The organism is Pseudomonas sp. B21-048 (genome assembly GCF_024748615.1).
Lineage (GTDB): Bacteria > Pseudomonadota > Gammaproteobacteria > Pseudomonadales > Pseudomonadaceae > Aquipseudomonas.
In genome coordinates this window covers 4,630,746-4,652,128 of the sequence record NZ_CP087168.1, presented here as the reverse complement: position 1 = coordinate 4,652,128, position 21,383 = coordinate 4,630,746, and the positions used below count along the sequence as shown (strand labels likewise).

The 21,383-nt window shown below is 57.6% G+C and carries 22 protein-coding genes and 1 other RNA gene; 15 read left to right on the top strand and 8 right to left on the bottom strand.

The window, feature by feature from the left end:
* Nucleotides 1-20: 20 nt before the first annotated feature.
* Nucleotides 21-1,925 carry a protein kinase domain-containing protein gene (locus LOY56_RS21745; RefSeq protein WP_258617056.1) on the bottom strand — a complete coding sequence of 635 codons (1,905 nt, stop codon included), beginning with the start codon at nt 1,923-1,925 and terminating at the stop codon, nt 21-23.
* Between the two features lie 116 nt (nt 1,926-2,041).
* On the opposite strand from LOY56_RS21745, the gene LOY56_RS21740 reads away from it, so the two are divergent.
* Both LOY56_RS21740 and LOY56_RS21735 read left to right on the top strand, forming a co-directional pair.
* Nucleotides 2,042-2,686 (top strand): MBL fold metallo-hydrolase, encoded by a 645-nt coding sequence (locus LOY56_RS21740; RefSeq protein ID WP_258617055.1) that lies wholly within the window; start codon nt 2,042-2,044, stop codon nt 2,684-2,686.
* Between the two features lie 116 nt (nt 2,687-2,802).
* Nucleotides 2,803-3,525: an OmpA family protein gene (locus LOY56_RS21735; protein WP_258617054.1), complete on the top strand. Its 723-nt coding sequence runs from the start codon at nt 2,803-2,805 to the stop codon at nt 3,523-3,525.
* 186 nt (nt 3,526-3,711) lie between these two features.
* On the opposite strand, the gene LOY56_RS21730 is transcribed toward LOY56_RS21735, so the two are convergent.
* Nucleotides 3,712-4,146, bottom strand: coding sequence for a YhcB family protein (locus tag LOY56_RS21730; protein WP_258617053.1), 435 nt, complete (start codon nt 4,144-4,146; stop codon nt 3,712-3,714).
* 145 nt (nt 4,147-4,291) lie between these two features.
* On the opposite strand from LOY56_RS21730, the gene LOY56_RS21725 reads away from it, so the two are divergent.
* The 3 genes from LOY56_RS21725 to zapE all read left to right on the top strand — a co-directional run bounded on the left by LOY56_RS21725 (nt 4,292) and on the right by zapE (nt 7,486).
* Entirely contained in the window at nt 4,292-4,921 is a 630-nt protein-coding gene (locus LOY56_RS21725; protein ID WP_258617052.1) for an alpha/beta hydrolase, read from the top strand.
* A gap of 24 nt (nt 4,922-4,945) precedes the next feature.
* On the top strand, nt 4,946-6,301 hold the full coding sequence (locus tag LOY56_RS21720; RefSeq protein ID WP_258617051.1) for a tryptophan--tRNA ligase: 1,356 nt from the start codon (nt 4,946-4,948) through the stop codon (nt 6,299-6,301).
* A gap of 90 nt (nt 6,302-6,391) precedes the next feature.
* Nucleotides 6,392-7,486, top strand: a complete 1,095-nt coding sequence (gene zapE, locus LOY56_RS21715; protein WP_258617050.1) for a cell division protein ZapE — start codon at nt 6,392-6,394, stop codon at nt 7,484-7,486.
* Nucleotides 7,487-7,668: 182 nt separating this feature from the next.
* Here the strand turns inward: zapE and LOY56_RS21710 are convergent, their stop codons facing one another.
* A complete protein-coding gene (locus tag LOY56_RS21710) occupies nt 7,669-8,565 on the bottom strand; it encodes a GlxA family transcriptional regulator (RefSeq protein ID WP_258622831.1) in 897 nt (298 codons plus the stop codon).
* Between the two features lie 244 nt (nt 8,566-8,809).
* On the opposite strand from LOY56_RS21710, the gene LOY56_RS21705 reads away from it, so the two are divergent.
* The gene (locus LOY56_RS21705) at nt 8,810-9,946 is read left to right on the top strand and encodes an acyl-CoA dehydrogenase family protein (RefSeq protein WP_258617049.1); all 1,137 of its coding nucleotides are present in this window, start codon (nt 8,810-8,812) and stop codon (nt 9,944-9,946) included.
* A gap of 95 nt (nt 9,947-10,041) precedes the next feature.
* On the opposite strand, the gene LOY56_RS21700 is transcribed toward LOY56_RS21705, so the two are convergent.
* On the bottom strand, nt 10,042-11,082 hold the full coding sequence (locus tag LOY56_RS21700) for an NADP(H)-dependent aldo-keto reductase (protein ID WP_258617048.1): 1,041 nt from the start codon (nt 11,080-11,082) through the stop codon (nt 10,042-10,044).
* A 245-nt stretch (nt 11,083-11,327) separates the two neighbouring features.
* Here LOY56_RS21700 and rplM point away from each other — a divergent pair, with 245 nt between their 5' ends.
* The 7 genes from rplM to LOY56_RS21665 all read left to right on the top strand — a co-directional run bounded on the left by rplM (nt 11,328) and on the right by LOY56_RS21665 (nt 16,215).
* Nucleotides 11,328-11,756 (top strand): 50S ribosomal protein L13, encoded by a 429-nt coding sequence (gene rplM, locus LOY56_RS21695; RefSeq protein WP_007905295.1) that lies wholly within the window; start codon nt 11,328-11,330, stop codon nt 11,754-11,756.
* A 14-nt stretch (nt 11,757-11,770) separates the two neighbouring features.
* Nucleotides 11,771-12,163 (top strand): 30S ribosomal protein S9, encoded by a 393-nt coding sequence (rpsI, locus tag LOY56_RS21690; protein WP_002555064.1) that lies wholly within the window; start codon nt 11,771-11,773, stop codon nt 12,161-12,163.
* Nucleotides 12,164-12,430: 267 nt separating this feature from the next.
* Nucleotides 12,431-13,024 carry a ubiquinol-cytochrome c reductase iron-sulfur subunit gene (petA, locus tag LOY56_RS21685; protein WP_223488265.1) on the top strand — a complete coding sequence of 198 codons (594 nt, stop codon included), beginning with the start codon at nt 12,431-12,433 and terminating at the stop codon, nt 13,022-13,024.
* Nucleotides 13,024-14,235: a cytochrome bc complex cytochrome b subunit gene (locus tag LOY56_RS21680; protein ID WP_258617047.1), complete on the top strand. Its 1,212-nt coding sequence runs from the start codon at nt 13,024-13,026 to the stop codon at nt 14,233-14,235. Before petA ends, LOY56_RS21680 begins: the two co-directional genes overlap by 1 nt.
* On the top strand, nt 14,235-15,017 hold the full coding sequence (locus LOY56_RS21675) for a cytochrome c1 (RefSeq protein WP_258617046.1): 783 nt from the start codon (nt 14,235-14,237) through the stop codon (nt 15,015-15,017). Before LOY56_RS21680 ends, LOY56_RS21675 begins: the two co-directional genes overlap by 1 nt.
* Before the next feature lie 150 nt (nt 15,018-15,167).
* Nucleotides 15,168-15,785, top strand: coding sequence for a glutathione S-transferase N-terminal domain-containing protein (locus tag LOY56_RS21670; RefSeq protein ID WP_007905304.1), 618 nt, complete (start codon nt 15,168-15,170; stop codon nt 15,783-15,785).
* A gap of 16 nt (nt 15,786-15,801) precedes the next feature.
* On the top strand, nt 15,802-16,215 hold the full coding sequence (locus LOY56_RS21665) for a ClpXP protease specificity-enhancing factor (protein ID WP_008004998.1): 414 nt from the start codon (nt 15,802-15,804) through the stop codon (nt 16,213-16,215).
* Nucleotides 16,216-16,311: 96 nt separating this feature from the next.
* Here LOY56_RS21665 and LOY56_RS21660 read toward each other — a convergent pair whose 3' ends face one another.
* The 4 genes from LOY56_RS21660 to LOY56_RS21645 all read right to left on the bottom strand — a co-directional run bounded on the left by LOY56_RS21660 (nt 16,312) and on the right by LOY56_RS21645 (nt 19,758).
* Nucleotides 16,312-16,890 carry a BON domain-containing protein gene (locus LOY56_RS21660; RefSeq protein WP_258617045.1) on the bottom strand — a complete coding sequence of 193 codons (579 nt, stop codon included), beginning with the start codon at nt 16,888-16,890 and terminating at the stop codon, nt 16,312-16,314.
* The gene (locus tag LOY56_RS21655; RefSeq protein WP_258617044.1) at nt 16,887-17,480 is read right to left on the bottom strand and encodes a phosphoheptose isomerase; all 594 of its coding nucleotides are present in this window, start codon (nt 17,478-17,480) and stop codon (nt 16,887-16,889) included. The genes LOY56_RS21660 and LOY56_RS21655 overlap by 4 nt, the downstream gene beginning before the upstream one ends.
* 104 nt (nt 17,481-17,584) lie before the next feature.
* Nucleotides 17,585-17,947 (bottom strand): YraN family protein, encoded by a 363-nt coding sequence (locus tag LOY56_RS21650; RefSeq protein WP_007904371.1) that lies wholly within the window; start codon nt 17,945-17,947, stop codon nt 17,585-17,587.
* The gene (locus LOY56_RS21645) at nt 17,947-19,758 is read right to left on the bottom strand and encodes a penicillin-binding protein activator (protein ID WP_258617043.1); all 1,812 of its coding nucleotides are present in this window, start codon (nt 19,756-19,758) and stop codon (nt 17,947-17,949) included. Before LOY56_RS21645 ends, LOY56_RS21650 begins: the two co-directional genes overlap by 1 nt.
* A gap of 177 nt (nt 19,759-19,935) precedes the next feature.
* Between LOY56_RS21645 and rsmI the strand changes: the two genes are divergently transcribed.
* Complete coding sequence (rsmI, locus tag LOY56_RS21640) at nt 19,936-20,841, top strand: 16S rRNA (cytidine(1402)-2'-O)-methyltransferase (RefSeq protein WP_258617042.1); 906 nt, start codon at nt 19,936-19,938, stop codon at nt 20,839-20,841.
* 73 nt (nt 20,842-20,914) lie between these two features.
* Nucleotides 20,915-21,268, top strand: an RNA gene (rnpB, locus tag LOY56_RS21635) — RNase P RNA component class A.
* Nucleotides 21,269-21,383 lie beyond the last annotated feature (115 nt).

Genomic DNA, 21,383 nt, shown 5'->3' with positions numbered 1-21,383 from the left:
TTATCCTTTTGAGTTGAGCATTACAAAAAATGCTTCAAGAGTCGTTTGAACCAGCGCACCACCATGCCCTCTTGGTTGGGCGCGTGCGTTGGCATGGATCTATAAGGTTGTGGTCGGGCGGAAGTCGGCTGCTGTTGCTGCGGTCTTGTCGATGCCTGGCGTACGGTGGCAGTGGCCGGCGCAGTGCGTCTAGGTGCAGGTGCAGGTGCCGCTATATTACGTACCGGCGTTGGATTCGGCTGAGGCGTGGTGGCCGCCGGAGGTGGCGCCGCACGCTGTTCTGCCAGCTTGGTTTTCTTTTGGCTTTCACGGGCCAGTTTTTTCAGTTTGGATGCCTTCTGACAGTCTGCGCATTGAGTTGATCCACCCACGGCTTGTCTTTTCTTAAGCCAGGCCTTGGATTCGGTGTAAGTTTTTTTGCAACTACCGCAGACAGCCTCGACCGGGTTGTTGATATGGAAAGCGGCGGGGAACAACTCATCGCTATGCTTGCCCTTGAGCAACTCTTCGCCGTACTGAGTCAGTAGCGTCAACCAATCACCGATCGGTTGTCGCTGATTATCTTCGAACGTGTTGCTGAAGGCCTGCTTGAGCGGATACGGCAAATGACTCCAAATGTGCTGCCAAGCACCCACCGGCGTGACGCTTACCTTGCCTTTGCCACTGTCTTTTTTAAATCGATAAGGGAAATTCATGTTCTTGATGTTGTCGGCCGCCGTTCCGCCACCCTGTTGGGAATAGGGTGGTTTACCTGGCAGCATGATCATGAACAGCATGGTGGCAATGGCAAACAACTCGTGATCTTTGGTACGCAGGTAGTTGCCGTACTTTTCTCCCTGGATCTCTGGAGCGGTGAAAGGCACGGTGCCAACTTCGCAGGGAAAATGATCGATCTGAAAGCTGTCTGTATCGACCATCCAGACCTTAGTACTGTCGGGTGTCACAAGCAGGTTGTTCGGGTTGATGTCGCCCACAATGATGTTCAGCGAATGCAGGTATTGCACCTGTTTCAGAAACGCAACCGCGACATTCACCAGATCTCGTCGCGTCCAGCGCGGAAACGTTCTTGCCAACAAGGGTTTGACAAATACCGTGGCCTGAAGGGTTTTCCCCTCCGCACGAGGCATGACATAGCCGACGAACTCTTTCTGCGTATTGAAAACCAGCTCATTCGGCCAACAAATACCAGGCTCAACGACTCGGCGCGTCACCATAAGCTCGACCTTCTTGCGGCGGCGTTCAGTGAGCTTCTCCGGGTGATAGATCTTGCATACTTCTGCATTTCCTGCCACTGCGTAGATCGTTCCTTCGCCACCGGAGCTGATGGATTTGTTCAGGGTCAACCGGCGGCCGCTAGACGTCGTTACCACCGAACTTTCCGTGACGCTTGCGCCTTTGTTATGGATACGACTGTCGGCGGTAGTGAGAGGCTTTTGGGGGAGTTCGAAAGGCATGATCGGCGGCAAAGTGCCTTCCCCGTTTTTTTCCGCACGGCCGATCCAGCGTTGAGCTCTGGCGTCAGTGGCTTTGCACTGAGTAAGTTGCGCCTCATCGCAAGTCAGTAACAACAGGTCGTAGTGACGGCAAAAATCGACGGCATCACCGGAAGGAGTCTGGTCCTGTGGCTCTGTCGTTCGCTTTAGGAAGAAGATCGGATGGCCATCAAACGCGCATTCAGCCAGCAAATCACCGGGACGCAGTGCTGTACCTTTAGGGAGTGCGCGGTGCGATCGGGAAGGCTGACTGGCGAAGAATTGGAAAAACTGTCGAGCGTTTTTGTGGACCTGCTCAAGCCCTTTGGTCAGGGACTGAAGCTCTAGAAGATCGGAGTGGGAGATAAAAGGCAGTCCATTTTTGCCGCGAATGCGGTTGATAATGTCCGGGTCCAGGAAAAGGACGCTTTTATCGACAAGTACGTGTTCCATTGGAGGGGGCATTGGCTTCCTGCCATCTTGTTTCAAAATAGGCTCGACGCGAGCATAACCTACCATTTTTGCGGATCACAACCGCAGTACAGAGCCTTGGCAGTAGGATTTAACCCATGGAAACCCCGAATACGGTCCTCATCCGCGAAACCTTCCCCGTCGGCCCTTTGCAGTGCAACTGCACAATCATCGGCGACCCCATCACCAAGAAGGCCATCGTCGTCGATCCAGGCGGCAACCATGAACTGATCCTCGCGCGCCTCGACGCCCTGGGCCTGAAGGTGGTCAGCATCATTCATACTCACGCACACCTCGATCACTTTCTGGCCTCTGGTCAGTTGAAGGAAAAGACCGGCGCGACCCTGCACCTGCATAAAGAAGATCAATTCCTCTGGGACAATCTGGAGATGCAATGCCAGATGTTCGGCGTGCCTTACACGCCGGTGCCATCGCCGGATCGCTGGTTGGCCGACGACGAAGAGCTGGCTTGCGGGTGTGGCGTGGCGTTGCACACGCCGGGTCATACGCCGGGTTCCATGAGCTTTTGGTTTTCAGAGGCTAAGCTGCTGATTGCCGGTGATACGCTGTTCAAGCGCGGGGTAGGGCGCACAGATTTATGGGGCGGCGATCAGGCGACACTCGTGCGTTCGATCAAACAACGGTTGTATACCCTCGATGAAGAGGCAACGGTGGTGACCGGTCATGGTCCAGACACGCGTCTGGGCGATGAAATGCGCGGTAACCCCTTTGTGCGAGCCTGAGGATGCAGTTGTGAAGGCACGACGGAATTTTTGGCGTTGCGGATGATCCAACACCCGCAAAGGTTCATTGCTTAAGTCCGCTGCACCACAGAATGCAAAAAAAGTAGGAGCTCTCCATGTTCACCTCGCGTCGTTTGATTATTGTCGCTACTGCTGTGGCTCTGCTGTCCGGTTGCGCATCGCCGAACCCTTATGACAACCAGGGGCAGGCTGATAGCGGCTCTACGGGTATGAGCAAAACCGCCAAATACGGTGGCCTTGGCGCCTTGGCCGGTGCGCTGGCCGGTGCTGCCATTGGTCACGATAACCGTGGCAAGGGCGCGCTGATTGGCGCCGCCGTGGTGGGAGCTTCCGCCGCCGGTTACGGTTACTACGCCGATCAGCAGGAGAAAAAACTGCGAGCCAGCATGGCCAATACCGGGGTTGAAGTGCAGCGCCAGGGTGATCAGATCAAGCTGATCATGCCGGGCAACATCACGTTCGCTACCGATTCGGCGAACATCGCGTCGAGCTTCTACCAGCCGCTGAACAACCTGGCGGGCTCGCTCAAGGAGTTCAACCAGAACCAGATCGAGATCGTCGGCTACACCGACAGCACCGGCAGTCGTCAGCACAACATGGACCTGTCCCAACGTCGTGCCCAGAGCGTAGCGACTTACCTGACCTCCCAGGGTGTCAGCGGCGCCAACCTGTCGGCACGTGGTGCCGGGCCGGATAACCCGATTGCCAGCAATGGTGATGTGAATGGCCGGGCGCAGAATCGTCGCGTCGAGGTCAACCTGAAGCCGATTCCGGGTCAGGAATATCAGCAGCAGGGCCAGGTTCAGCAGTATCCGTAAGCGTCTGATTGAACCCCTGGATGTAAAAAAAACGCCCGGTCCTCACATGATCGGGCGTTTTTTTATGTCGCCTGTTCTGACGCCTTCGCGAGCAAGCCCTGACAGCCACCAGAGATACCGATGAGAAACAAAAAAGCCCTCGAACAGTCGCTTGTCCGAGGGCTTTTTGTGTCGCGCGAAACCTGATTACTTCTTCAGGCCGTAATGCTCATCGAGCATGCCCGGCGCGTTCGGCATTTTAGGGGCGTAGTCGCGAGGCGGTTCCTGATCGCGCGGTGGCGTCAGGCGTTCCCGTGGAGACTGCGCCGCGTCGGCGTGCAGGGCCGCCAGCAAGCGTTGGCGAGTCTGCTCGTCCAGGGCCAGACGGTTGGCGCCCTCGGCGAGATGATCCTGCACTTCCTGATAGCTCTGAGTCAGCTTCTTGACCAGTGTTGCAGTGCTGTTGAAGTGGGTGACCACTTCGTTCTGATAACTGTCGAAACGTTCCTGAATGTCATCCAGCTGACGTTGCGTGCGGTTAGGCGCGGCATTCGGCACCAGGCGAGCGATCAGGAATCCAATGGCGACACCCACAACCAGGGCAAGAGTCGGCAACAACCAAACTAAGAGCGAGTGTTCCACGAGTCCTTCCTCTATAAACGGCTTTGCTTTACGTTAACGGCTCGAACCTGCGCTGTATACCGCGATTCACTCGCAATAGAATTGGCACAGACAATTGGCTAGACGAATCGACCCGATTCGAGGTCACGGAGTTCCTTCCTTGCTTATGCGCGAAACCCCTGTAGTGATTGATGGCCCGGTCGGCCAGTTGGAAGCCCTTTACCTGGATAACGACCAGCCCCGCAGCCTGGCGCTGATCTGCCACCCGAACCCGGTGCAGGGCGGCACCATGCTCAACAAAGTCGTTTCGACTCTTCAGCGCACCGCGCGCGACGCCGGTTTGATTACCTTGCGTTTCAACTACCGTGGCGTCGGTGCCAGCGAAGGCACGCATGACATGGGCACTGGCGAAGTCGACGATGCCCAGGCGGCGGCCGAGTGGCTGCGAGCCAAACATCCTGACTTGCCCCTGACCCTGTTCGGTTTCTCCTTCGGCGGATTTGTTGCAGCAAGTCTCGGCGGGCGTCTGGAAGCCAAGGGCGAGCAGCTCAAGCATTTGTTCATGGTCGCCCCGGCCGTCATGCGCTTGGGCGAACAGGATCAACTGCCGCAGCATGGCGAACTGACCCTGATCCAGCCAGAAACCGACGAAGTCATCGATCCGCAGCTGGTTTACGAGTGGTCCGACGTACTCGATCGCCCCCATGAGCTGCTGAAAGTGGCAGAATGCGGACACTTTTTTCATGGCAAGCTGACCGATCTCAAGGATCTGATCCTGCCGCGTCTTTCGAATTGATTGCAGTCTGACAAGCGATTACCCATGACGACTCGTACCCGTATCCTCACCGGCATCACCACCACCGGCACGCCGCACCTGGGCAACTACGCCGGTGCTATCCGTCCGGCGATCATCGCCAGCCGTGACAGCAATGCCGATTCGTTCTACTTCCTGGCCGACTACCACGCCCTGATCAAATGCGATGACCCGCTGCGCATCCAGCGCTCGCGTCTGGAAATCGCCGCGACCTGGCTGGCCGGTGGCCTGGACGTAGATCGCGTGACGTTCTATCGCCAGTCCGACATCCCGGAAATCCCTGAACTGACCTGGCTGCTGACCTGCGTGGCCGCCAAGGGCCTGCTCAACCGCGCCCATGCCTACAAGGCCTCGGTGGACAAGAACGTCGAAACCGGCGAAGACCCGGACGCCGGCATCACCATGGGCTTGTATAGCTACCCGGTGCTGATGGCAGCGGACATTCTGATGTTCAACGCCCACAAGGTGCCGGTCGGTCGTGACCAGATCCAGCACGTGGAAATGGCCCGTGACATCGGCCAGCGCTTCAATCACTTGTTCGGCCAGGGCAAAGAGTTCTTCACCATGCCCGAAGCGCTGATCGAAGAAAGCGTCGCCACCTTGCCGGGCCTCGACGGTCGCAAGATGTCGAAGAGCTACGACAACACCATTCCGTTGTTCAGCAGCGCCAAAGAGATGAAAGACGCGATTTCGCGGATCGTTACCGACTCCCGTGCCCCGGGCGAAGCCAAAGATCCGGACAATTCGCACCTGTTCACCTTGTTCCAGGCCTTCGCTACACCGGCACAATCCGATGAATTCCGCAGCGAATTGCTCCAGGGCCTGGGTTGGGGCGAGGCGAAGAATCGTCTGTTCCAACTGCTCGACTGCGAATTGGGCGAATCCCGCGAGCGTTATCACCAGCTGATCGAACGTCCGGCGGATCTGGAAGACATGCTGCAGATTGGCGCCAAAAAGGCCCGTTCGGTTGCGACGCCGTTCCTCCACGAACTGCGCGAGGCGGTCGGCCTGCGTTCTTTCGTCGCTCAGACCCAAGTCGCAGCAACCACCAAGAAGAAAGCTGCGAAAGCCGCGCGCTTCGTCAGCTTCCGTGAAGACGACGGCAGTTTCCGCTTCCGTCTGCTGGCCGCCGATGGCGAACAACTGCTGCTGTCGCGCAACTTCGCCGATGGCAAAACCGCAGGGCAAGTGACCAAGCAACTGCAATCCGGTCAAGCCTTGGACGTGCGCAGCGAAGACTTGAGCTTCAGCGTCTGGCTGGAAGGCGAGTGCGTTGCCGACAGCCCGGCCTTCGCCGACACCGCGGCTCGCGATGCTGCCATCGACGCGCTGCGGGTTGCCCTGACACCGGCTCAGGAATAAACAACGGTTCGGTCCGACCAAGGGCCGATTGCCATTCCCACGGGCCGTCGCTACAGTGACGGCCCGTTTTTGTTGCCTTGCTAACGAATTATGACGCCCCTAGAACGATATCAAGCTGATCTGAAACGCCCGGAATTCTTCCACGATGCTGCCCAGGAAACGGCGGTGCGTCATTTGCAGCGCCTGTACGACGATCTGGTCGTTGCCTCGCAGAACAAACCGGGCCTGCTCGGCAAACTGTTTGGCAAGAAGGATCAGACACCAGTCAAGGGCCTGTACTTCTGGGGCGGCGTGGGTCGCGGCAAGACTTACCTGGTCGACACCTTCTTCGAAGCGCTGCCGTTCAAGGAAAAGACTCGCACTCACTTCCACCGCTTCATGAAGCGCGTGCATGAAGAGATGAAGACTCTGGGCGGTGAGAAAAACCCGTTGACCATCATTGCCAAGCGCTTCTCCAACGAGTCGCGAGTGATATGTTTCGATGAGTTCTTCGTCTCCGACATCACCGACGCCATGATTCTTGGCACGCTGATGGAAGAGCTGTTCAAGAACGGCGTGACCCTGGTCGCGACCTCGAACATCGTGCCGGACGGCCTGTACAAGGACGGCCTGCAGCGTGCGCGTTTCCTGCCGGCGATTGCGCTGATCAAGCAGAACACCGAGATCGTTAACGTCGACAGCGGCGTCGATTACCGTCTGCGTCACCTTGAGCAAGCGGAACTGTTCCACTTTCCGCTGGATGACGCTGCCCAGGAAAGCCTGCGCAAGAGCTTCCGGGCCCTGACGCCGGAATGCACGGCAGCCATCGAGAACGATGTACTGGTGATCGAGAACCGTGAAATCCGTGCCGTGCGCACTTGCGATGACGTGGCCTGGTTCGACTTCCGCGAACTCTGTGACGGCCCACGCAGCCAGAACGATTACATCGAACTGGGTAAAATCTTCCACGCGGTGTTGCTCAGTAATGTCGAGCAAATGAGCGTCACCACCGACGATATCGCCCGACGCTTTATCAACATGGTCGACGAGTTCTACGACCGTAACGTGAAGCTGATCATTTCTGCTGAAGTCGAGCTCAAAGACCTCTATACCGGCGGTCGCCTGAACTTCGAGTTCCAGCGCACGCTTAGCCGCTTGCTCGAAATGCAGTCACACGAATTCCTGGCCCGGGCGCATAAGCCGTAGGGCGATTCGGAAAATAAAAAAGGGCCTGCATATGCAGGCCCTTTTTTGTGCACCGTATGATCGTTCCCACGCTTCGCGTGGGAATGCCATCCCGGGACGCTCCGCGTCACATTCAGAAGCGGAAGCAGAGCGTCCATGGCGGCATTCCCACGCGGAGCGTGGGAAAGATCATTAGGAGCGGATTACGCCGCTTGCTGAAACTGCTGCCGATACTGGTTCGGCGATAACTCTGTGTGCTGGCGGAACAGCCGCGCGAAGAAGCTCGCGTCGTCGTAACCGACTTCATAGCTGATGGTCTTGATGCTCTTGCGGCTGCCGGACAACAAGCCCTTGGCGGTTTCGATGCGCAGTCGCTGCAGGTAATGCAGCGGTTTGTCGCCAGTGGCAGTCTGGAAACGACGCATGAAGTTGCGGATGCTCATGCCGTGCTCGCGGGCCACGTCTTCGAAGCGGAACTTGTCAGCAAAGTGCTCTTCGAGCCAATGCTGGATCTGCAGAATGATCACGTCTTGGTGCAACTTCTGCCCGCCGAAACCGATCCGCCCCGGCGTATAGCTGCGCTGCACTTCGTAAAGAATGTCGCGGGCCACGGCCTGGGCCACGTTGGCGCCGCAAAAGCGCTCGATCAGGTAAATGTAGAGGTCGCAGGCCGAGGTGGTGCCGCCGGCGCAATACAAGTTGTCGGCATCGGTCAGGTGTTTGTCCTGATTGAGCTGCACTTGCGGGAAACGCTCGGCAAACGCATTGAAGAAGCGCCAGTAGGTCGTCGCTTCCTTGCCATCGAGCAGCCCTGCCTCGGCCAGCCAGAACACACCGGTGGCCTCGCCGCATAACACGGTGCCGCGTGCATGCTGCTGACGCAGCCACGGCAGAACCTGTGGATAACGTTTGCAGAGGGTGTCGAAATCGTCCCAGAAGGCGGGAAGGATGATGATGTCGGCGTTTTCCAGGCCGCCGTCCACCGGCATGATCACATCGCTGAAGCTGTTCACCGGTTTGCCGTCGGGGCTGACCAGTCGGGTTTCAAACGCCGGTGTCAGGCCGTGGCCCAGTTGTTTGCCATAGCGCAGGCTGGCCAGATGGAAGAAATCCTTGGCTTGCATGAGGGTGGAAGCGAAAACCCGGTCGATAGCCAGGATGCTGACGCGCCGCAAGGGCGTGGAGACTTGGTTAGACATAATTCAACTTTATTCTTATAGGGGAAAGTGGTCACCAGACGGCTGGATCGTCTTATTTTTTGTCGGGTGTGTCCAGTGTCCTGTATCGGAAGCGAGGCTTAGTCTCTAGAGGTCAATTCCGCCTAACAATAACCACAGGTGTCGCATGATCCCCAGAACCTTGTTCAGCCCCGAGCACGAACTTTTTCGCGACAGCGTGCGAACGTTCCTCGAAAAAGAGGCCGTGCCGTTCCATGGGCAATGGGAAAAACAAGGCTATATCGACCGCAAACTCTGGAACAAGGCGGGGGAGGCGGGGATGCTCTGTTCGCATTTGCCGGAAGAATACGGCGGGCTGGGGGCCGACTTTCTCTACAGTGCAGTGGTGATCGAGGAAATCGGTCGTTTGGGGCTGACCGGCATTGGTTTTTCCCTTCATTCGGACATTGTGGCGCCTTACATCCTGCATTACGGCAGTGAAGCGCTGAAACACAAATACCTGCCAAAACTGGTGTCTGGTGAGAGGGTCACCGCGATTGCCATGACCGAGCCGGGTGCCGGTTCCGACCTGCAAGGGGTAAAAACCACTGCCGTGCTGGAGGGCGACGAATACGTGATCAACGGTTCGAAGACCTTCATCACCAATGGCTTTCTGGCTGACCTGGTGATCGTCGTGGCCAAGACCGATCCGAAGGCCGGGGCGAAGGGCATCAGTCTGTTTCTGGTCGAGGCCAACACGCCAGGCTTCGCCAAGGGCAAGCGTCTGGAAAAGGTCGGCATGAAGGCTCAGGACACCTCGGAGCTATTCTTCCAGGACGTTCGGGTGCCAAAGGAAAACCTGCTGGGCCAGGCCGGGATGGGCTTCGCTTACCTGATGCAGGAATTGCCGCAGGAGCGTCTGACGGTCGCGGTGGGGGGCTTGGCGTCAGCCGAAGCGGCGTTGCAATGGACGCTGGATTACACCCGTGAGCGCAAGGCGTTCGGCAAGGCCATCGCCGACTTCCAGAACACCCGCTTCAAACTCGCTGAAATGGCGACCGAAATCCAGATCGGCCGGGTCTTTGTCGATCGCTGTCTGGAACTGCATCTGCAAGGCAAACTCGACGTGCCAACTGCGGCGATGGCCAAGTACTGGGGCACCGACCTGCAATGCAAGGTGCTCGATGAATGCGTGCAACTACATGGCGGTTACGGATTCATGTGGGAATACCCGATCGCCCGGGCGTGGGCAGATGCGCGGGTGCAGCGGATTTATGCCGGGACCAATGAGATCATGAAGGAGATTATTGCGCGGTCACTGTAATTTGCAGGGACTGGGTGGACGCCATCGCGGGCAAGCCACAGGTTTGTGATTTCCCTATGGGAGTGTTGCTTGCCCGCGATTGGGCCTTGAATCAATCAGGGGGCAGGATTCGGCTGATCCTGGTGAATCGCCTCGATCCCCGCCAACACTTCATCGGAAAGTTTCAGGTCGAAGCTCGCTAAATTGCTTTCAAGCTGCTCAAGCGTGGTGGCGCCAATGATGTTGCTGGTGACGAACGGTTGCTGTGTGACGAATGCCAGTGCCATCTGTGCCGGATCCAGGCCATGTTCACGAGCCAGTGCCACATAACGGCTGCACGCGGCTTCCGATTGCGGATTGAAATAGCGGCTGAATCGGCTATAGAGACTCAGTCGCCCTTTGGGCGGACGCGCGCCACCTTCGTACTTGCCCGACAGGAAGCCGAACGCCAGTGGCGAGTAGGCGAGCAGACCGCACTGTTCGCGGATGGCAATTTCCGCCAGGCCGACTTCGAAGCTGCGATTGAGCAGGTTGTAGGGGTTCTGGATCGACACCGCCCGCGGCCAGCCACGGGCTTCGGCGAGGGCGAGGAAACGCATGGTGCCCCACGGAGTTTCGTTGGACAGGCCGATGTGGCGGATCTTGCCGGCCTTGACCTGTTCGTCCAGTGCTTCGAGGGTGTCTTCCAGCGGGGTGAGGTTGACTTCGCTCCTGTGCTTGTAACCCAGTTGGCCGAAGAAATTGGTGCTGCGTTCCGGCCAGTGCAATTGATAGAGGTCGATATATTCGGTCTGCAAGCGCTTGAGGCTCGCATCTACGGCCTGGACGATGTGCTCGCGGTTGTGCTTGAGGTTTTTGTCGCGGATGTAGTCGATGGTATTGCCCGGGCCGGCGATCTTGCTCGCCAGGATCCAGTCGGCGCGATCGCCGCGGCTTTTGAAGTAATTGCCGATGTAACGCTCGGTGGTGGCGTAGGTTTCGGCCTTGGGCGGCACCGGGTACATTTCGGCGGTGTCGATGAAATTGATCCCGGCGCTCTTGGCCCGTTCGATCTGGGCGAAGGCTTCAGCCTCGCTGTTTTGCTCACCCCAGGTCATGGTGCCGAGGCAGATTGCACTCACGTTCAGATCGGTACGGCCTAGCTGGCGATAGTCCATCGGGTGCTCCTTGGGCAAAACAATCATAAAAGCAGGTTGAAATATTTTTCGCAATCTGCATAATTGCGCACCTCTTTCTGCAGTGGAAGTGATGCGCCGCCGCCGAAGAATCTTGCCGTTGAACGGACGCGCCGACCCGAGCCCCCGAAAGCGTCTGTATCCGGCTGCCTTTGACTTGTCAAAGTACGCACTATTCAGTAAGATCCGCCGTCTAATTTACAGGGCGGCCCCTGAGGCTATAAAGAATGAAAACTTTTACTGCTAAACCGGAAACAGTACAGCGCGACTGGTTTGTCGTCGACGCTGCAGGTCAGACCCTGGGTCGTCTGGCCACCGAAATCGCGAGCCGTCTGCGTGGCAAGCATAAAGCTGAGTACACTCCTCACGTTGACACCGGCGATTACATCGTCGTTATCAATGCCGAGCAGATTCGTGTAACCGGTGCTAAAACCACCGACAAAATCTACTACTCCCACTCCGGTTTCCCGGGCGGCATCAAGTCGATCAACTTCGAAAAGCTGATCGCTAAAGCCCCTGAGCGCGTGATCGAGACCGCGGTCAAAGGCATGCTGCCTAAGAACCCGCTGGGTCGCGACATGTATCGTAAGCTGAAAGTCTATGCGGGCGCTGTACACCCTCATACTGCTCAGCAGCCCCAAGAACTGAAGTTTTAACGGAATAGTTCATTATGTCGGCGACTCAAAATTACGGCACTGGCCGTCGCAAGACCGCAACCGCACGCGTTTTCCTGCGTCCGGGTACTGGTAACATCTCCATCAACAACCGCTCGCTGGATAATTTCTTCGGCCGCGAAACTGCCCGCATGGTAGTTCGTCAGCCGTTGGAATTGACTGAGACTGTCGAGAAGTTCGACATCTACGTCACCGTGATCGGCGGTGGTGTAAGTGGTCAAGCTGGCGCAATCCGCCACGGTATCACTCGCGCACTGATGCAGTACGACGAAACCCTGCGTGGCGCTCTGCGCAAAGCTGGCTTCGTTACTCGCGATGCTCGTGAAGTTGAACGTAAGAAAGTGGGTCTGCGTAAAGCGCGTAAGCGTCCGCAATACTCGAAGCGTTAATTCGCTTTCACGTTCAAAAAAAACGCCCAGTTTCCTCACGGAGCTGGGCGTTTTTTTATGGGCGCGATTTATCAGAGAATTGTGCTGTGACAACTTGCCACATCCGCAGAGCCCCTATACTGCAAGGCTTGGCAGTGGAGCCCCTCGGTAATTACCTTGTCAGAATTGGGGCTTTTCATTACCATTCGGCAAAATTTTTATAAGTTCAGATTTTTACTTAGTAGACGCCTGATTTAACAGGCCACAAAGCTGATGGGAGAGGACTGAATGAGCAATGACGGCGTGAATGCAGGCCGGCGTCGCTTCTTGGTAGCAGCCACATCCGTGGTGGGTGCTGCAGGAGCGGTGGGGGCTGCGGTCCCGTTCGTGGGGTCATGGTTTCCCAGTGCCAAGGCGAAAGCTGCAGGTGCACCGGTGAAAGTGAATGTCAGCAAAATCGAGCCAGGTCAGCAAATGATTGCTGAGTGGCGCGGTCAGCCGGTGTTCATTGTCCGCCGTACCGAGGAAATCCTGGGGAATCTGAAAAAGATCGAGGGCCAGTTGTCTGACCCGACCTCCAAGAACTCGACGCAACCCACCTATGTCGATCCGGAAACGCGCTCGATCAAGCCAGAAGTTCTGCTGCTGATCGGTATCTGCACTCACCTGGGATGCTCACCGACCTTTCGCCCGGAAGTGGCGCCCGCGGATCTGGGCAAGGATTGGGTCGGGGGTTATTTCTGCCCTTGCCACGGTTCTCACTACGATTTGGCTGGCCGCGTCTACAAGTCGCAACCCGCGCCTTTGAACCTGCCAGTTCCCCCGCATTCCTATGAGACCAATGACATCATTGTCATTGGCGTCGATACGGAGAAAGCGTGATGAGCAAGTTCATGGATTGGGTTGATGCGCGCTTCCCAGCGACCAAAATGTGGGAAGACCATCTCAGCAAGTACTACGCCCCGAAGAACTTCAACTTCTTCTATTTCTTTGGCTCCCTGGCGCTGCTCGTTCTGGTCAACCAGATCGTTACCGGTGTCTGGCTGACCATGAGCTACACCCCGTCGGCGGAAGAAGCGTTTGCTTCCGTCGAATACATCATGCGCGACGTCGAGTACGGCTCGATCCTGCGTCTGCTGCATTCCACCGGCGCTTCGGCGTTCTTCATCGTGGTCTATCTGCACATGTTCCGTGGCCTGCTCTACGGTTCGTACCAAAAGCCGCGCGAACTGGTGTGGGTGTTCGGCATGCTGATCTACCTGGCGCTGATGGCTGAAGCGTTCATGGGGTATCTGCTGCCGTGGGGCCAGATGTCCTACTGGGGTGCCCAGGTGATCATCTCGCTGTTCGGTGCGATCCCGGTCATCGGCAACGACCTGACCCAGTGGATTCGTGGTGACTACCTGATTTCCGGTATTACCCTGAACCGCTTCTTCGCCTTGCATGTGGTTGCCCTGCCGATCGTGATTCTCGGTCTGGTGGTGGTGCATATTCTGGCGCTGCACGAAGTCGGTTCGAACAATCCGGATGGCGTCGACATCAAGAAGCACAAAGACGAAAACGGTATACCGCTGGACGGCATTGCCTTCCACCCGTACTACACCGTGAAAGATATCGTCGGCGTGGTGGTGTTCCTGTTCATCTTCTGCTCGATCGTGTTCTTCTTCCCTGAAATGGGCGGCTACTTCCTCGAGAAGCCGAACTTTGAAGTGGCGAACGCCTTCAAGACCCCTGAGCACATCGCTCCGGTCTGGTACTTCACACCGTTCTACGCGATTCTGCGGGCGATTCCGGACAAGCTCCTGGGCGTTATCGCCATGGGCGCGGCCATCGCTGTGCTGTTCGTCCTGCCATGGCTGGATCGCAGCCCGGTCAAGTCGATGCGCTACAAAGGCTGGCTGAGCAAGATCTGGCTCTGGGTGTTCTGCATCTCGTTCGTGATCCTGGGTGTGCTGGGTGTTCTGGCTCCAACTCCAGGCCGTACGTTGCTGTCGCAGGTATGTACCTTCCTGTACTTCGCCTACTTCATTCTGATGCCGTTCTACACCAGGCTCGAGAAGACCAAACCGGTTCCGGAAAGGGTGACTGGCTGATGAAAAAGCTATTTGCTGTACTGATTCTTGCGGCGATGCCTGTGCTGTCTTTCGCATCGACATCGAGTGGCCCGGAGCTGGAAAAGGTCGATATCGACGTTTCTGACAAGGCTGCCATGCAGGACGGCGCACGTACGTTCGCCAACTATTGCATGGGCTGCCACAGCGCCAAGTTCCAACGCTACGAGCGTGTCGCCGATGACTTGGGCATTCCTCATGAGTTGATGCTCGAGAAGCTGGTGTTCACTGGAGCGAAGATTGGCGATCACATGAGTATCGGCATGGAGCCGGCTGATGCCAAGACCTGGTTCGGTGCGGCACCGCCCGACCTGACGCTGGTGGCTCGTGTTCGTGGCACCGACTGGCTCTATGGTTACCTGCGTTCGTTCTATGAAGACCCATCGCGTCCTTGGGGCGTGAACAATAAGGTGTTCCCGAACGTCGGCATGCCTAACGTTCTGGTCGGCCTGCAGGGTCGTCAGGTGGTAGGCTGTAAACAAGTTCAAATCGTTGAAGACGGCAAGAAGCAATATGATCCGCTGACCGGTACGGGTTTGACCCATGAAGCCTGCGATCAACTGACTGTATTGCCGAAAACCGGCACGCTGAACGAAGAGCAGTTCGACGAGAAGGTCAAGAACCTGGTGACCTTCCTGGCCTACTCGGCCAACCCGGTGAAGCTGCAGCATCAGCGCATCGGTACCTATGTGTTGCTGTACCTGGCGTTCTTCTTTGTATTCGCTTACTTGCTCAAGCGTGAATACTGGAAAGACGTCCATTGATAAAGCTGTAAGCCATTGCTGTTAATCGCGCGCGCCCAGGGGCGTCTCTGAAGGTGTAACGAGTCTGGTGACCCAGGCGTTACGGGAGGCGCCCTCTGGGCGCGCGTGTTTTTCTGTTTCCGATAATTTCAACAAGCGAGGAGGACCGCCATGGGCGTGACCAATCGGTTGGCCTGTTACTCCGACCCCGCCGACCACTATTCCCACCGAGTGCGCATCGTACTTGCAGAGAAGGGTGTCAGCGCCGAGATCATTTACGTGGAGGCTGGTCGCCAGCCGCCTAAACTGATTGAGGTGAACCCTTACGGAAGCCTGCCCACCCTGGTCGATCGTGATCTGGCGTTGTGGGAGTCGACCGTGGTGATGGAATATCTGGATGAGCGTTACCCGCACCCGCCATTGCTGCCGGTTTATCCTGTGGCGCGTGCCAACAGTCGTCTGCTGATTCATCGTATTCAGCGCGACTGGTGTGGCCTGGTGGATCTGATTCTGGATTCGCGGACCAAGGAGGCCGCCCGTGTCGTGGCTCGTAAAGAGCTGCGCGAAAGCCTGACCGGCGTGTCGCCGTTGTTCGCCGACAAGCCGTTTTTCCTCAGTGAGGAACAAAGTCTGGTGGATTGCTGCCTATTGCCAATACTCTGGCGATTGCCGATTTTGGGTATTGAACTGCCGCGGCCTGCCAAGCCGCTGCTTGATTACATGGAGCGCTCGTTTGCGCGTGAGGCTTTCCAGGCGAGTCTGTCTGGTGTCGAACGCGATATGCGCTAAGGCTTAAGGAGCCGCTATGAACTCCAGTCGACCTTATCTGGTCCGTGCGCTCTATGAGTGGATTGTGGACAACGATTGCACCCCGCACATGCTGGTCAATTCCGAGTATCCATCGGTGCAGGTGCCTCAGGGTTTTGCCAGTGACGGACAGATTGTTCTGAACGTTTCCCCGGCGGCCGTGCGTCATCTGCACATGGACAACGAAGCGGTTAGCTTCGAGGGGCGCTTCGGTGGCGTGCCGCACACCCTGTACGTGCCTATCGCCTCGATCCTGGGCATTTACGCTCGGGAGAACGGTCAGGGCATGGTGTTCGATATGGAATCGCCTCTAGAGGACGAGGAAGAGATCGAGCCGGATGATGATGTTCCGCCACCCGACAGCGAGCCGCCGCGTCCCAGCGGTCGGCCGAGTTTGAAGGTGGTGAAGTAATAAAAAAGGCGATCCGGATGGATCGCCTTTTTTATTGCTGGAGCCAGGCTTGCCGGCGAAGGCGATCTCAAGGACGCCACCGCCAGCAAGGAAGTATCAGTCAATGTACTCAAACAACTTCACAATCTTCTGAACCCCGGAAACACCCTGCACCAGATTGGTCGCCTGGGCCGCTTCCTGTTTGGTCAAAAGACCCAGCAAGTAGACGATGCCGTTTTCAGTCACGACTTTGATGCGCGAGCCCGGAATGGAGGGGTCGGTGAGCATCTGGGTTTTGATCTTGGTGGTCAGCCAGGTGTCATTCTGGCGTGCCAGCAGCGAGGACGGTTGCAGTACTTGCAGCTCGTTGTGCACCTTCTTTACCCGCTGAACGGCGGAGGCAACCTGTTCGGCCTTGGCCTTGAGGTCGGCGCGAGGGGTTTGTCCGGCGAGCAGTACCACGCCGTTGAAGCTGGTGACAACGATGTGCGAGTTGTTGTCCAGGTCCGGATCGGCCTTGGCGATGTTTACACCCGCCTTGGTTTCGATCAGGGAGTCGTCGATCTTGCTGCCGAAGGTGCGGGTACCACGGTCATCGTCGATCGGTGCTTCACGGCTGGCGTTAACCACCGAGGTGCAGCCGCTGATGCCAAGGCACAGGGTCAAGGCCAGAAGGGCTAGGCGATTAGGGGTCATTCTTCACTCCCGAACAGTTGGCTGTCGATCAAATCGCAAAGGCAATGGATCGCCAGCAGGTGGACTTCCTGAATACGTGCAGTGACGTTGGCCGGTACGCGCATTTCGACGTCCTCAGGCAATAGCAATGACGCCATGCCGCCGCCATCACGACCCGTCAATGCTACGACAATCATTTCGCGATCATGTGCGGCCTGGATCGCTTGAATTAAGTTTGCCGAGTTGCCGCTGGTGGAAATCGCCAGCAATACGTCACCCGGCTGGCCGAGGGCGCGGATCTGTTTGGAGAAAATCTCGTTGTAGCTGTAATCGTTGGCGATCGAGGTGATCGTCGAGCTGTCGGTGGTCAGCGCGACGGCCGGCAGGCTCGGGCGCTCGCGCTCGAAGCGGTTGAGCAGCTCGGACGAGAAGCGCTGTGCGTCACTGGCGGAACCGCCGTTGCCGCAGGACAGTATTTTGCCCTCGTTGAGCAGGGCGTTGACCATGACCTGGCTGGCTTGCTCGATGTGCGGTGCAAGTACGTCCATCGCCTGTTGCTTGGTGTCGATACTGGCCTGAAAAAGCTGGCGAATTCGCGATTGCATGTCCATCTGTGTGACCTTAATTAGCGCGGCTACTCGGCACATGAATGTGCAGCCCGCAAAGCAAAGAGCAAAAGTGTTGGGTGAAGGTGTCCGGTTCGGGGTGCAAGCGATCAGCTGTCGAAGGCATTCTGCAACCAGTTCAGCTGATCAAGGTTGCTGTCGATGGCAACCACGTCGAAGCGGCAGGGGGAGTTGGCCCAACGCGACTCGCGCTGAAGAAAATACTGCGCGGCAAAAATCAGTTTCTGCCGTTTGCGCCCATCGATGCTATCGAGCGCACCACCCCATTGGGTGTTTTTTCTGTAGCGGACTTCGACGAATACTACTGTATCGCCATCAAGCATGACCAGATCAAGCTCGCCGCGTTTACACAACCAGTTCTGCGCCAGCAGGCGCAGACCTTGTTGCTGAAGATGCTCGAGCGCATGACGCTCGGCATCTTTACCGCTTTGCTGGCGTGACCTGTCAGGCATCAGCGCGAGGTGTCCGGCAGGCGTTGAACCTGGCCGTTGGCGAACTCTGCCCATGGCAGCTGACGCTCGACCCGTTGATTGCGATTCATGCCCAGGCTGCCCGATTGACCCTGGATGCGGCTGTCCGGCAGGGCCTTGAGTTGACCAAGGCGCGGTGCCAGACGATAGGCGTCGACGCCCATCGCGTACAGGCGGCCCAGGCTGCCGCCGGCTTGTGGCCATTGTGCAGTGACCTGTTTACGCAGCGGGTCGTTGGCATCCAGCAGCCATGGGGTTTCGCAGAAGCGAATACCGTTCATGTCGTTGTACTGGTTCTGGTCGCCGCTGGCGCTGAACACGTGGGAGGTGGCGTAAACCGGCACGTCACCCGCGTACTGGAAGTTCAGGGTTGGTTTAATCTGTTGAGCCTGTTGCGGTGTCGCGGCCAGGAAGATGAACTCGATGTCCTGACGACGCGAAGGTTGTGCGGCCACCTGTGAGCCGACGGTGCTTTGCAAGCTCTTGGCGCGGCCTTCGCTCTGGCGCAGCTGGAACATGTCGGCAATCTGTTGGGCCAATTGGACCGGTTGGTCGACGCGTTGAGTCGCAACGATGCTGCCACCATTGGCTTGCCAATCCTGACTGAACGCTCTGAGTACACGGTCGCCCCATTCGCCTTTTGGCACCATGATGGCGGCGCGGTGCAGGCCATCGGCGCGTGCACGACGGGACACTTCGCGGGCTTCGTCTTCAGCGGCAAGGCCGAACTGGAACAGCTGGGCCGGACCTTGTTCGCCTTCGCTATAGTTCAGCGCCAGGGTCGTGATCGGCAGTTGCGGGCGCGCGCTGAGCTGTTTGACCAGCGGCTTTTCCAGCGGGCCGACCACCAGTTGCACGCCATCGGCCTGGGCCTTGCGATAGAACTCGTCGAGAGAGGTCAGGCGCGAGCTGTCATAGAACTCGATGGCTGGCGGCTTCTGCCCGGCTTGTTGCGCCTGGTAGTGAGCGGCCATGAAGCCTTCGCGCAGTGCTTTGCCAACCGTCCCCAGCGGGCCGTCTTGCGGCAGCAGCAGGGCGATCTTGCTCAGGGGCTGGCTGGCCAGTTCCTTGAGTTTGGTCAGTGGCAACGGCAGCTGGATGGCAGCCGGGTGCTTTGGATTCTGTTCGCGCCAGGTGTCGATCGCGGCTTGCTGCTGTTCCAGGGTGCCGGCTGTTTTCACTGCCAGCGCCAGACGTATCCAGCCGCCGAGGTCGTCGTCGGTGGTCGGCTGCAATTGATCGGTCGGCAGCGAAGCGATCAGGGTCCAGATCGCTTCGTGGTTTTTGCTGGCTGCTTCACCTTCAAGCATCGGGGCAATAAAGATGCGCTCCCGTGCGGCGGCCAGGGTCTGGCCGTCGGCCTCAAGGGCGCGAGCATGAACGGTGCCGGTGCGAACCTGTTGTTCGACGGGCAGTTCGCTCAGGCGTTGCAGGCTCGGATGGCTCAGGGCAGTCAGCGCCGCTTTGGGCTGATTGCGGGTCATGGCCAGTTCAGCCGCCAGGGTGTTGGCGAAAACTTGTTGGCCAGGCTTGAGTTGTTCCATTGGTACTTGTTGCAGGATTTGCGCGGACTGGCCGGCATTGCCCTGACGATAAGCCAGGTCTGCCGCGCTCAAGCGCAGTAGAGCGGCTTTTTCCGGATCCTTGCTTTGAGTGGCCTGTTCGAGCAATTGCTCGATACTGGCGTCCGGGGTCCGTGGAAGTTCGCCAAGGCTGGAGGAGGGCGAGCTGGCGCAAGCCGCCAGCAAGGCAGCGAGGCAGAGGGCAGTGAGCAGCCGCAGGCAAGCGATCATGTAAGTGTTCCTGATACTCGATCAAATTAGCGTGGAATTGTACCCAAGCACTGGCCGGGGCGCGATGTTACTGGCGTGAATCGATCAATTTAGCTCGTACAAATGTTGCAGCACTGCACAAACGGCTGGAAAACCCGGGCAAGTCGAGGCGTATCGCAAGCGCTGCTACGCGCTACAATGTCGCCTTTTACCGATCATGAGGTGTGCGCTTTGACTGCTCCAGGTGCTTTGAATTCCGCTGCTGGCTCGCTTTATGTGGTGGCGACGCCCATCGGCAACCTGGACGATATCAGTGCGCGTGCACTGAAGATCCTGCGCGAGGTCGCCTTGATCGCGGCCGAAGACACGCGCCATTCCCAGCGATTAATGCAGCATTTCGGCATTTCCACGCCGCTGGCGGCCTGCCATGAACACAACGAGCGGGAGGAGGGTAACCGCTTTATCACGCGTCTGCTGGCGGGCGACGATGTGGCGTTGATCTCCGACGCCGGGACGCCGCTGATTTCCGATCCGGGTTATCACCTGGTGCGTCAGGCCCGTGCCGCGGGGGTCAATGTCGTGCCAGTTCCCGGCGCCTGTGCATTGATCGCGGCGTTGTCGGCGGCGGGACTTCCATCCGACCGTTTCATCTTCGAAGGTTTTTTGCCGGCCAAGGCTGTCGGTCGACGTGCTCGTCTGGAGCTCGTAAAAGAAGAGCCGCGCACGCTGATTTTCTATGAGGCACCGCACCGCATCCTCGAATGCCTGCAAGACATGGAGCTGGTATTGGGTGCCGAGCGTCCGGCATTACTGGCGCGGGAACTGACCAAGACCTTCGAAACCCTCAAAGGCTTGCCGTTGGCCGAGTTGCGCGAGTTCGTCGAATCAGACAGCAATCAGCAACGTGGCGAGTGTGTGGTGCTGGTGGCGGGCTGGTCCGCCCCTGAGACCGAAGACGCTGTCAGCAGTGAAGCCATGCGTATTCTCAACTTATTACTCGAAGAGATGCCGCTCAAGCGTGCGGCGGCATTGGCCGCGCAAATTACCGGCGAGCGCAAGAATGTGCTCTATCAGATCGCGCTGGATAAACAGAAGGGCGAGTAAACCGACATGCAGCGCCGGCCAGAGGCTTTTAACGCTTGTTCTTCGCTCGCTCTACCGTTAACCTTCGCGGCGGAGAGTCGATCGGACAGTCGCTGCCCTCTATGAAAATTAGGGGGGGGAGGAAAGTCCGGGCTCCATAGGGCGAAGTGCCAGGTAATGCCTGGGAGGCGTGAGCCTACGGAAAGTGCCACAGAAAATAACCGCCTAAGCGCTTCGGCGCCGGTAAGGGTGAAAAGGTGCGGTAAGAGCGCACCGCACGTCTGGCAACAGTTCGTGGCTAGGTAAACCCCACTTGGAGCAAGACCAAATAGGGTCCCAAGGCGTGGCCCGCGCTGGGACCGGGTAGGTTGCTAAAGATGTCCAGTGATGGCCATCGTAGACGAATGACTGTTCAAGACAGAACCCGGCTTACAGATCGACTCTCCACCTTTTTTTCTCTCTGCTGAATCCTTGGCTGCGATGTGTGCAAGGGCAAATTCCCTCCCTGCTAAATCAATAGCAGAAGCGTTTTTGTAATACCGAAAAAATCTTACTCTTAACAA